Origin of the sequence: Streptomyces sp. JJ38 (assembly GCF_019303475.1) — a bacterium.
Lineage (GTDB): Bacteria > Actinomycetota > Actinomycetes > Streptomycetales > Streptomycetaceae > Streptomyces.
Window position 1 is genome coordinate 21,968 of sequence record NZ_JABLSI010000052.1, and the last position, 11,323, is coordinate 33,290.

An 11,323-nucleotide genomic window follows, 5' to 3' on the forward strand; every position below is an offset into this window, starting at 1 on the left:
TTGTTTGTGCTAGGAGAATACCGGATCACTGGTCGCCGCGCAGCGGAGATCGCCGACAGCGTCGAGCGCGGCGTGGGCAGCGGTGCCCTCCCGCCGGGGCACCCGCTGCCCGCGCTGCGGGACCTCGCCAGCCGACTCGGCGTCAACCCCAACACCGTCGCCGCCGCCTACCGCACCCTGCGCGAACGCGGCATCGTCGAGACGGCGGGCCGCCGGGGCACCCGCGTGCGCTTCCGGCCCGCCAGCGCGCCGCGGCAGGCGATGCGCTCGGATGTGCCCCACGGCGCCCGGGACCTCGCGAACGGCAACCCCGACCCCGCGCTGCTCCCGCCGCTCGACGCGGCGCTGGCGGAGGCGGCGGCCCACTACGCCCGCCGGCCCACGCTCTACGGCGACCCCGCGGTCAGCGAGGAGCTCGCCGCCCTCGCCCGGTCCGCGTTCGACGCCGACGGCGTGCCCGGCGGCCCCGTCGCCGTCACCTCCGGTTCCCTGGACGCCGTGGAGCGAGTGTTCGCCGCCCACCTGCGCCCCGGCGACGCGGTGGCCGTCGAGGACCCGGGCTGGGCCGGCATCCTCGACCTCGCCCCCGCCCTCGGGCTGCGGATGGTGCCGGTCCGGGTGGACGACGAGGGTCCCCTCCCCGAGGACGTCGAACAGGCGCTCGCCCGCGGGGCCCGGGCGCTGGCCGTCACCTCCCGGGCACAGAACCCCACGGGCGCGGCCGTCGGCCCGGCGCGCGCCCGTGCCCTGCGCGAGCTCCTCGCGGCGCACCCCGACACGCTGCTCGTCGAGGACGACCACGGGCACGGCATCGTCGACGAGCCGTTCCACACCCTGTCCGGAACCACCACCCGGTGGGCCGTGCTGCGGTCCTCGGCCAAGTCGCACGGGCCGGATGTGCGGGTCGCCGTCGTGACCGGGGACGAGCTCACCCTCGACCGGCTCCGCGGCCGGCAGGCGCTGGGCCCGGGCTGGGTCAGCCTGCTCCTCCAGCGCGCCGTCGCCCACCTGTGGCGTGAGCACACCGTTAACCCGCGGGTGGTCGCCGGCTCCTACGGTCGGCGCCGCACGGGCCTGCTCACCGAGCTCACGCGTCGGGGCGTGACCTGCCACGGGAAGTCCGGGATGAACGTGTGGGTTCCGGTGCCCGACGAGACCGCGGCCGTCGCCGCGCTGCAGCGGGCGGGCTGGGCCGTGGCCCCGGGCGCACGGTTCCGCGTCGCCACCCCTCCCGCGATCCGGGTGACGGTCTCCGGCCTCGACGCCGGGGAACTGCCGGCGCTCGCGGACGCGGTGGCGACGGCCCTGCGCCCGCTCGAGGCCCGCCGCTTCGGCTGACCTCCCTCGGGCTCAGGCGAGGTGGATGCTGTCCCCGAAGACCGTGATGCGCCGCTCGGGCAGCGGGCGGCGCGCGGGACCGCTCTCCACGCTGCCGTCCTCGATGGCGAACCGGCTCTCGTGGCAGGGGCAGTTGATCGTGCCGCTCTCGACCCCGCCCACGAGGCAGCCCCGGTGGGTGCAGACCGCCGAGTAGGCCTTGAACTCCCCGCTGCGCGGCTGGGTGACGACGACCTCCTGGTCGCGGAAGACGGTCCCGCCGCCCTCGGGGATCGTTGAGGTGGCGGCGAGCTCCTCGCCGTCGGGGGCGAGAGCACTCTCCTCCTGGCCCGGCGTCCCGCTCGCGTTCGAGGGGGCCTCGCCCGGCTCGGAGCCGCCGGAGCCGTCGGAACCACCGCAGGCGACGAGCGCCGTGGTGAGCCCGGCGGCGCCCGTCGCGGCGAGAAGGGCGCGTCGGCTGGTCACGGGTGCGGTCATGGTGAGCCTTCCTGCTGAGGGGGCCTGGGTGTGGGGGAGTACGCACCCCACGGCCCGTCCGTTCACCGTCACGCCCGGTCGGTCGGCGATCCTCCCGGGGGCGGGCGGCTGGCCCACTCGCCCCCGGGCGGGACGTCCGGCTCAGAGTCGCCGGTAGTAGACGGTGACCGGAAACGGGGTGCAGCCGAGGCTTTCGTACAGGGCCCTCGCCGGGGCGTGGAACGGGTCCCCGCCGGTGCCGATCTCGACCACCTCGGCACCGAGCGCCCGCAGTCGCGCGAAGGCGTGCTCGCACAGCGCGGTGCCGAGCCGCCGCCCGCGGTGCTCGGCCGCGACGGCCAGGTGCGTCAGCTCGCCGTTGCGGCGAGCCGGGTCGACGCGCCACGCCACATACCCCGCGACACGGCCAGCCACTTCGGCGACCGCGACATGGGCGTGCTGCTCCGGGGCGTGCAGCTCGGCGACCTGCCTGTGGTAATCCCCGCGCCAGTCGCCGTGCTGACGGGCGAAGACCTCCTCGCCCACGAGCGGACGGAAGCAGTCTTCGTAGAATGGCCGAAAAACGTTGATCGTCAGTTCGGTGAGTCGCGCCAGATCCTGCGGAACGAACGCGCGGATGAGCATGGAAGTGCGCCTTTCGGGCTGAGGGTTCTCCCCTGGATGCCAGGAGAAGGACATCCGTCATCCCGCACACGGCCGAGGGAGTCGGCGGTGAGCAGGACCCTCAGTGGCGTCGGCGGCAGGCGGCGAAGCACTCCATGGCCGGCAGTGTAGTGCAGCGTGTGGAGCCTCCTGCCTCGCGGCGGCTCACTCCGGCGCGTGCCGGGGCGGACGGCCCGGCACGCGCCCGAGTGCCGACAGGGGGCACTGCGGGTGGCCGGCCCGGGCGACGAAGTTGGGCCGCAGGCCGAAGTCGGGAGCGGCGTACTCCCGGTGGAACGTGGGCGTGGTGCTGCTGGACATCGGAGGGTTCACCCATGACCACTGCGTGGGCACCGTGCGGCCGGCGGCTTCCTCCCTCTCGACGTGGTCGACGAACTGCCGTGCGGCCGTGTGGTGGTCGACGATGTGGACGCCGGCCACGCGGTAGCTGTGCTGCACCGCGGTGGTGAGCTCGACCAGCGCCCGGTCCTTCCAGAGTGAGCGGTCGTGCGACATGTCCAGGCCCATGCGCCGTGCGACGGTGGGAAGCAGGTCGTAGCGGTCGACATCGCTGAGGTTCCGGGCGCCGATCTCCGAACCGACGTACCACCCGCTGAACGGCGCCGCGGGGTAGCGGATGCCGCCGATCTCCAGGTCGAGGTTGGAGATCGCCGGGTTCGCGTGCCACCTGAGGCCGAGCTCGGCGAACCAGTCGAACCGCGGGTGGATCAGGGGCACTTCCATGACGACGTCCTCGGGGATGTCGAACATCCGGGGCGTCTCTCCGGGCATCTGGACGATGAGGGGCAACACGTCGAAGGCGGTGCCCGCCCCCTTCCAGCCCAGGGACACGGCCAGTTCCGTCAGCCCGGTGTGCAGCGGGTCGCCCAGGACCGTTCCGTCCTCTTCGCGGTAGCCGGCGTACCGGATGAGCTGCGGGTTGAGAATGCTGATCCCGGACTCGCCGACGGCCTGCGCGAAGACCGAGATCGCGGCGCGCAGGTGCCCGCCGTTGGTGGAGAACCGCAGGTGCTCCCAACAGGCTTCGGCGACCTGCTCGGCGGTGTGGCAGCCGCGGAAGTCCAGCAGCCGGAGGCTGCGCCAGTGCATGCGGCCGACGCAGCGCGCGTGGTTCCGCCAGGCCAGCTTGGCGCCGAGTAACAGCTCTTCGGGAGAGTGCGTATAGGTTCCCGAGCTCGCGATGGACTCGTGCACCTCGCGGAGCCGGGCGGTGCCGGTGTGCCGCAGCTCGGGGAGGGCGAAGAACTCCTCCGCCTGCTGCCGGAGCGTCGCCGCGGCCTCCGCCGCCGGGTCGCGCGGAGGGAGGGTCATCTCAGCCTCCTCCCCGGGACGCGAGAGGTCTTGGGCGTACGTCGGGTCACGGGGGCGGGAGCGGGTTCGAGCCCTTGATGACTGGCGACTGTCACGGGCTCTCCCACGCAAGGCGGTCGGGGGTCGTCGTCCCGCGGCCGGTGACCGGTGGCGTTCGGTGCGAGCCCACCGGTGCCCGAAGTGGGGCTCGGTTTCGCCGGGGAGCGTGCCGGGTCTGGAACCGGCACCAGCGGCGCGTCCTCGAGGAACTTCCCAGGTAAATCCACGAAACTCCACTCCCGGGTATGGCAAGGCCATGTTTCTTTCGCGGGGCGCAAAGGGGTGTATGCGAAAGTTCGCGGCTTGACGTGTCTGAGCCGTGAAAGCGTGCGGAGGGTGGTGCTTGCTGATTCCGGGACCCGGAATTGCTCACTTGTCGCCAGAATGTACCGGCCGGGCGATCACTCGGTCAATGGATTCTGCCCGGCGTATATGACGTCTTGACGAGAGGTGAGGAAACCACCGTTCCGTCAGATGAAGCACGCACGATCTTATATCGGGATCTTTCAGGCCTCTGCCCTCGGTCGCCGGGGCGCGCTACAGTGCCGATCGTGACTCCAACAGGCAGAGCACACAGGGTTGTTGGCGGCGTGCCGGTCTGCGCGACGCATGGACTGGTCCATGAAGCTCCTCACGCCCAACCGGGTCGGGCGGGCCCCTTCGGGGGCTGACCCGTCTCCGTCGTGGTTGATCCGTCGCCGTCATGGGGGTTCCGTCTTTCCGTCTTCGGGGTGCGAACTCCTGTCTGCGCCACAATCCGAATCCTTCGCGTCGGGAAGCCCCGGGGCATATCCGCCCGAGGGTATTTCCGGGAGGGACGGGCTCCTGGTCCCATCCGTTCGCTGCATGGCCCGCAGCGCCGAACCCCAGCGCTTCACCGAACCGTTCCGGCGGCCGCGACGCAGCCGCCGCGCGGCCGCACGTCGGCAGGTACGAACGAGCCCGCAAAGGAGTGAGCGAACAGGTGACCAACGCCGTGGGAACTCTCCGGATTCAACTCCTGGGCCCCGTGCGGGCCTGGTGGGACGGACAGGAGGTGGCCGCCGGCCCGCCCAAACAACGGGCACTGCTCAGCCTGCTCGCGAGCCGGGCCGGGGAGGCGGTGGGCCGTGAGGCCGTCATCGAGGCGCTCTGGGGCGGCGACGCCCCGCACACCGCGGCCAACGGCGTCCACACCTATGTGGCCGGACTCCGGCGCGCGCTGGAACCGCGGATCGGCGGGCGGAACCCGAACACGGTGCTCACCTCGGAGCCGGGCGGGTACTGCCTGCGCGTGCACCCCGACGCCGTGGACGCCGCGGCCTTCGTACAGCGGCACGGCGACGCCCGCCGCTCCCGGGATCGGGGCGACACCGCCGTGACGGCCGGGTTGTACGAGGAGGCCCTGGCGTTGTGGAAGGGCGACGCCTTCTCGGGGATACCCGGGCCGTTCGCGGCCCTGGAAGGCGCGCGCCTGCGGGATGTGCGGCTGACCGCCGTCGAGGAGTGGGGCGCCGTCATGGTCGAGGCCGGGCGCCACGGCGAGGCGGTCGGCGCCCTGAGCCGCGCGGCGGCCGAGGAGCCGCTGCGCGAGCGGCTGCGCTGGCTGCTGATGCTGGCCCTGTGGCGCGGCGGCCGGCAGGGGGACTCCCTCCGCCTGTACGCGGAGACACGGCGGCTGCTGCGCGGGGAGCTGGGCGTCGAGCCGGGGCCGGAGCTGCGGGATCTGCACCAGCAGATCCTGGAGGGGCGCGTGGAACCGGCGGCCCGCCGCACGCTCGCCACCCCGGCGGCAGCCGACACCGGGTGGATGCCCGTGGCGCGGGGCGCCGTCGCGCCCGCGCTGCCGCGACCGGCGCAACTCCCCCCGGGGGTGAGCACGTTCACGGGACGGGAACGGGAGCTCGAGCAGCTGGAGGGCCTCGTGGGCGCCGACCGCTGCGCGGCGGGCCCGGCCGCCACGGTGGTCGTCGTCCAGGGGCTCGCGGGCGTGGGGAAGTCGGCGCTGGTCCTGCGGCTGGCCCACACGGTCTCGGACCGCTTCCCGGACGGCCAGGTCTATGTGGACCTCGGCGGCAGCGGACTGCGGGGGAGGCCGCTGAGCGCCGCGGACGCGCAGCGGCAGGTCCTGACCAGTCTCGGGGTGGACGGCGGGCGGGTTCCGCGCGACCTGGTGGGCAGTACCGCGCTGTACCGGAGCCTGCTGTACGACCGGCGGATGCTGGTGGTGCTGGACGACGCCCTCAGCGCGGACCAGATCAGACCGCTGATCCCGCGCGGCCCCGCCGGCGTCGTGGTCACCAGCCGACAGCGGTTCGCGGGGCTGGCGGCGCGCGACGGGGCGCACACCGTCACCCTCGGTCCGCTGGACGAGGACGCGGCAACCCTGCTGCTCACGACACTCACTGACGGGCGGCTCGTGGGACGGGTGACCACCGCACGGCGGTTGGCGGCACTGTGCGGCGGGCTGCCGCTGGCCCTGCGCGTCCTCGCCGAGCGGCTGACGGGCGCCGCGGGCGAACCACCGGAGCTGCTCCTGGAGCGGTGTGCGCCGGAACCCGGGCGGCTGGACTGCCTCACGGTGCCGGACGACGCCCTGGCCGACGTGTGGAGCGCGTTCGAGGCGTCCTACCAGGTACTGCCGGCCGAAGCGGCACGCATGTTCCGCCATCTGGGGATGTACCGGCGCGGCCGGATCACGGTCCGTGGCGCGGCGGCGCTCGCCGGCACCGACGCGCCCACCGCACGCGCCCTGCTCGACGTCCTCGTCGACGCCCACCTGATCGAGGAGCGCGGACCGCGCTACCGGCTCCCCGAGCTCCTCGGCATCTACGCGGCGGAGTGCGCCCGGCGTGAGTCGGCGGCCGTCCGGGAGGCCGCGCTGGCCCGGCTGGACGCGCTGGCCCCGCCACCTCGGCCCCGTGCGTCGGCGGCTCATGGGCCCAGGCGGTGAGGTGGTTCGGGCCGGGCGCCGAGGGCGGGGTCGTCGGGCCCCTCGGGCATCGCCCGCAGCCGCCCCACGGGCGACAGCACGATCGGCACCAGCATCGCCGCGGAGAGCGCCCCCGCGAGCCACAGCGCGCCGTGCAGCCCCAGGATCACGGCGAGCAGACCCCCGACGGGGCCGCCGAGAGCCCCACCGCCGTACAGGAGCATGCGCATCGCGGCCGTCATCCGGCCCATCAGGGCCTGCGGAGTGATGGCCTGGCGCAGGCTCACGATGATGACGTTGGCGATGCTGCTGCCGGAGTACTCCATGAAGAACGAGGCCACGAACAGGGTGATGAGCAGCCAGCGAGGGCCGCCCGCGGCCGGGATCAGCAGCGGGCCGAGGAAGATGACGGAGACCGAGACGCGGTAGGCGGTCCCCAGCGGGAGACGGCGTACCACGGCGCCGGAGACGAGGGCACCCAGCAGACCCCCGACCGCGGCCGCGCCCATGACGAAGCCGACCGCGGCCGGGGAGAGGCCCTCGTCGCGCACGGCGTACAGCAGGAACAGGGACTGCACCATGGTCAGGAAGAAGTTGCAGGAGCAGCCGACCAGTCCGATGGCGCGCAGCCACCGGTTACCGAACACCCACCGCAGACCCTCGGCGAGTTCGGCCCGCAGCCTGCGCTTCTCGCGCGCACGCTCGGGGACGGGCTCCGGTGTCCTGATCAGGGCCAGGGACACCGCCGAGACGGCGTAGGTGACGGCGTTGGACGCCATGGCGAACGGCGCCGAGAACGCGCTCACCAGCATGCCCGCGAGCCCGGGCCCGGCGACGTCGGCCGAGGAGAGCGTGGCGCTGAGCTTGGCGTTGGCCTCCACGAGGCTGCGCCGGTCCCTCACCAGCACCGGGACGTAGGACATCCAGCTCACGTCGAACAGCACGGAGGCGACGCCGACGCTGAGGGCCAGGGCGTAGAGCAGCCCGAGGCTCAGCAGGTCGAGGTGGTAGAGGAGCGGCACCAGTGCGATGAGCACCATCCGGGACAGGTTGGCGCCCAGCATCACCGGTCGCTTGCGCACCCGGTCCGCCCACACGCCGAAGAGCAGGGCGAGCCCGAGGAACGGGACGAGCTGGGTGAACCGCAGCAGCCCGAGCTGCTCGGGTCCCACCTCGAAGACGAGGACCGCGGTGAGCGGCAGCGCGAGATGGGTGATCTGGGTGCCGTAGAGGGAGCAGGCCTCACCCACCCAGAACACCATGAAGTCCCGGTGGTGCCAGAGACCGCGCGGCGGCGCCGGGGACGGAGCCCCGGAGCCCGCGGCCGGATCGGGGGCCGCTTCGGTGCGGGTGCCGGGCTCGCTCATGCGGCGCCGTCTCCGCCCGGCGACCCGGTGGCGCCCCGGGGCCGGCCGCGGGCGGGGTCCGGTCCGAGCAGCGCCGCCCCGACGATGCGGGTGATGGCGGTGAGCCCGGCGCCGCGCCAGATGGAGTGGTGGTCCCCGGTCACCACGTGGTCCGTGAGGTCGCGCACGCGGGGGCGCCAGTCCAGCAGCTCCGGCGGCGAAGCAGACGCCCTCACCAGGAGCGCGGGACCGTCGTGGAACGCGTCCATGGGGTGGCTCAGCAGTGCCGAGAGATGGGTACGGAAGAGGAGGAAGCGCTCCAGCAGGAACTCCTCGTCGAACTCCTCCGGGATCGCCTCGGCCGCCGCCAGGGCGGCGAAGCGCTCGCCGGGCCCGGCCGCCGCCGGGAGCCGCGTCATGGCGCGGTCGAGTTCGGGCGTCTGCCCCTCGACGACGCCCAGGAAGTCGTAGAGGAAGTGGCGCGTGAGTGTGGCCACGGGCGGGAGCGGTGCCGGTCTCGGCACCGCCGGGTCGACCAGCACGAGCAGCGGCACCTCCGCGCCCTCGGCGGCGAGCAGCCGGGCCATCTCGTACGCCACGACCCCGCCCAGGGACCAGCCGAGGAGCTGGTAGGGGCCGTGCGGGCGGACGGAGAGGAGGGTGGCGGTGTGCCGTTCGGCCAGCTCCCGGATGGAACCGGCGGGCTGTCCCAGGCCGTCGAAGCCCGGCGCCTCGAAGCCGAGAACGGGTTGCCCGCCGTCCAGTTCCCGGCTCAGCCCGGTGTAGCAGTACGGCGACCCGGAGACCGGGTGGACGCAGTACAGCGGCGCCCGGGCACCGCCCGGCCGCAGCTCCACGAGGCCTTCGGGGTACGGCTCGTGCGCCTGGGTCACGGTGCCTCCGCGCGTCGCTGGTCGATGGCGGACGCGACGGCACCGACCGTCCTGCCCTCGTAGAGAAGCCGTACGTTCACCCTGAAGCCGAAGTGCTTGCTGAGCCGGTTGACGGCGCGCAGCGCCTGCAGGGAGTTCCCGCCGAGGGCGAGGAACCCGGTCTCGGTACCGACCCGTTCCAGGCGGAGTACCTGGGCGAAGACAGCGGCCACCACGCTCTCGGTCTCCGTGGCCGGTGCGGTGTGGGGCGCGGAACCGGCACCGGCCGGGTCCGTCGGCGCGGGCAGCGCCCCGCGGTCGACCTTTCCGTTGGCCGTCAGGGGCAGGGCGTCCAGGGCGACCACGGCGGCGGGGACCATGAAGCCGGGCAGGGCCCGCCCGGCGTGCTCGCGGAGCTCACCGGGATCGGGCGTCCGTCCCGGCCGGGCGGTCACCCAGGCGATGAGCCGCCGCTCTCCCGCACCGTCCTTTGGGGCGGCGACGACCGCTTCCTTGACCGTGTGATGGCCGCGCAGCACCGCCTCGACCTCCCCCGGCTCGACGCGCAGCCCCCGCAGCTTCACCTGGAAGTCGCGGCGGCCCAGCAGCTCGATCAGGCCGTCCGGGCCGTAGCGGGCCACGTCCCCCGTCCGGTAGAGGCGCTCGCCCGACACCTCCCCGCAGGACCAGTCGAGGAAGCGCTCGGCGGTGCGTTCGGGCTGGTCGAGGTAGCCGCGCGCGAGGCCCATGCCCGCGAGGTGGAGCTCTCCGGGCACGCCCGGTGGCACCGGCTGGAGCGACGTGTCGAGGATGTAGGCCCGCTGGTTGGCCATCGGCCGGCCGTACGGGATGCTGGTCCACGCCGGGTCGGCGGACTCCACCTCGTGGAGCGTGGAGTGGATGGACGCCTCGGTGGCGCCGCCGAGGGCGACGAAGCGCAGGTTCGGCGCGAACGCGCGGATGCGGTCGGGGAGGCTGACGGGGATCCAGTCGCCGCCGAGCAGCGCCAGCCGCAGGGAGTCCAGGGGCGGTGACCCGGTGGACTCCAGGTGTTCGACGGTCAGGCCGAGGAGCGCGGGTGCCGAGTTCCAGACGGTCACGCGGTGCTCGGTCAGCAGCCCGGCCCAGTGTTCGGGGTCCCCGGCGCGGCCGGGCTCGGGGATGATCACCGTGCCCCCGGCCAGCGTCAGGCCGAGGAACTCGTACACCGACATGTCGAAGCTCGGCGACGACAGGGCCAGCGCCCGGTCGCCCGGGCCCACGGAGAAGCGGGAGTTGAGGTCGGCGAGGTTGTTCATCACGCCGCGGTGGCGCACGGCGATCGGTTTGGGGGCCCCCGTGGACCCCGAGGTGTGGATGACGTAGGCGAGGTCCTCGGGCCCGGCGCCGCCGACGGGATCGTCCTGCGGGTACCGGGCCAGGAGCGGGGTGTCGCGGTCGAGCAGCACCAGGGGGGCGCCGGCCCGGGACTCGGGTGCGGGAAGCCGCCCGGCGGGCCCGGTGCGGCTGACGATCGCCGCGCAGGAACTGCCGGTCGTCATCGCGGCGAGACGCTGGCGCGGGTACTCCGGGTCGAGCGGGACGTAGGCGCCGCCGGCCTTGAGCGTGCCCAGGACGGCGACCAGGAGGTCGGGGGAGCGGTACAGGCAGATGCCGACCCGGCGGTCGGGGCCGATGCCCAGGCCGCGCAGGTGGTGGGCCAGCCGGTTGGCCGCCGTGTTGATCTCGCGATACGTCCAGTGGCGGACGCCGTCGACCAGGGCGACGGCCTCGGGCGCCCGCCCGACGGCGCGCTCGAAGGCGGAGTGCAGGCACACCTCGTGGGGGAGTTCGGCCTCGGTGGCGTTCCACTCCACGAGCATGCGGTGGAGTTCGGCCTCCGGCAGCAGCCGCAGCCGGGCCACGGGATGCCCGGGCCGCGCCAGCCCGTCCGCCAGCAGCGTCCGGTAGGAGGCGAGCAGCCGGTCCATCGTTCCGGCGTCGAACAGAGCCGGGTCGTAGTGGAGTTCGGCCGTGAGCGGTGGTGACGGGGCACCTCCGGCGCCCGGCTCTCCCGCGGGGAGGGCGAGGGCGAACTCGTACGCGTCGGCACCGGTTCGGCCCGCCTGCCCCGAAGCCTGACGGGACAGCCCGGCCAGGGTGGCGTCCGCGGCCACGCGGTAGCTCGTCACCCGTGGGGTGACGCGGCCCGAGGGGCCGGGGGAGACGGCGAAGGAGAACGCGTCCTGACCCGTGTAGCGGTGGAGGACGGCGGCGAAGGCGGCCAGGAGCTGCGCCCGCGTCGCGGCGTCGGCGGCCGGGCCCAGCGGGGCACGCGCGACGCCGGTGCGGGCGGGGCCGGCGTGCCCGGGGGAGGCCGCGGGCCG

At 74.0% G+C, this 11,323-nt stretch carries 8 protein-coding genes; 2 read left to right on the plus strand and 6 right to left on the minus strand.

Going from position 1 to position 11,323, the window contains the following annotated elements; translation table 11 throughout:
- Positions 1–6: 6 nt before the first annotated feature.
- On the plus strand, positions 7–1,338 hold the full coding sequence (locus HPT28_RS22755; RefSeq protein WP_219093058.1) for an aminotransferase class I/II-fold pyridoxal phosphate-dependent enzyme: 1,332 nt from the start codon (positions 7–9) through the stop codon (positions 1,336–1,338).
- 12 nt (positions 1,339–1,350) lie between these two features.
- On the opposite strand, the gene HPT28_RS22760 is transcribed toward HPT28_RS22755, so the two are convergent.
- From HPT28_RS22760 to HPT28_RS22770, 3 genes are all read right to left on the minus strand, one after another.
- Positions 1,351–1,815: a Rieske (2Fe-2S) protein gene (locus HPT28_RS22760; RefSeq protein ID WP_219093059.1), complete on the minus strand. Its 465-nt coding sequence runs from the start codon at positions 1,813–1,815 to the stop codon at positions 1,351–1,353.
- A gap of 141 nt (positions 1,816–1,956) precedes the next feature.
- A complete protein-coding gene (locus tag HPT28_RS22765; RefSeq protein ID WP_219093060.1) occupies positions 1,957–2,439 on the minus strand; it encodes a GNAT family N-acetyltransferase in 483 nt (160 codons plus the stop codon).
- A 183-nt stretch (positions 2,440–2,622) separates the two neighbouring features.
- The gene (locus tag HPT28_RS22770) at positions 2,623–3,789 is read right to left on the minus strand and encodes a nitric oxide synthase oxygenase (RefSeq protein ID WP_219093061.1); all 1,167 of its coding nucleotides are present in this window, start codon (positions 3,787–3,789) and stop codon (positions 2,623–2,625) included.
- A 1,003-nt stretch (positions 3,790–4,792) separates the two neighbouring features.
- On the opposite strand from HPT28_RS22770, the gene HPT28_RS22775 reads away from it, so the two are divergent.
- Entirely contained in the window at positions 4,793–6,760 is a 1,968-nt protein-coding gene (locus tag HPT28_RS22775; RefSeq protein WP_308119452.1) for a BTAD domain-containing putative transcriptional regulator, read from the plus strand.
- On the opposite strand, the gene HPT28_RS22780 is transcribed toward HPT28_RS22775, so the two are convergent.
- The 3 genes from HPT28_RS22780 to HPT28_RS22790 form a co-directional block, all read right to left on the minus strand.
- Positions 6,742–8,106: an MFS transporter gene (locus HPT28_RS22780; protein ID WP_219093063.1), complete on the minus strand. Its 1,365-nt coding sequence runs from the start codon at positions 8,104–8,106 to the stop codon at positions 6,742–6,744. The two genes, HPT28_RS22775 and HPT28_RS22780, sit on opposite strands and share 19 nt — an antisense overlap.
- Positions 8,103–8,978, minus strand: a complete 876-nt coding sequence (locus HPT28_RS22785; RefSeq protein WP_219093064.1) for an alpha/beta fold hydrolase — start codon at positions 8,976–8,978, stop codon at positions 8,103–8,105. The genes HPT28_RS22780 and HPT28_RS22785 overlap by 4 nt, the downstream gene beginning before the upstream one ends.
- The coding region (locus tag HPT28_RS22790; RefSeq protein ID WP_219093065.1) for an amino acid adenylation domain-containing protein at positions 8,975–11,323 on the minus strand (2,349 nt) is incomplete at its 5' end. The genes HPT28_RS22785 and HPT28_RS22790, both read right to left, overlap by 4 nt.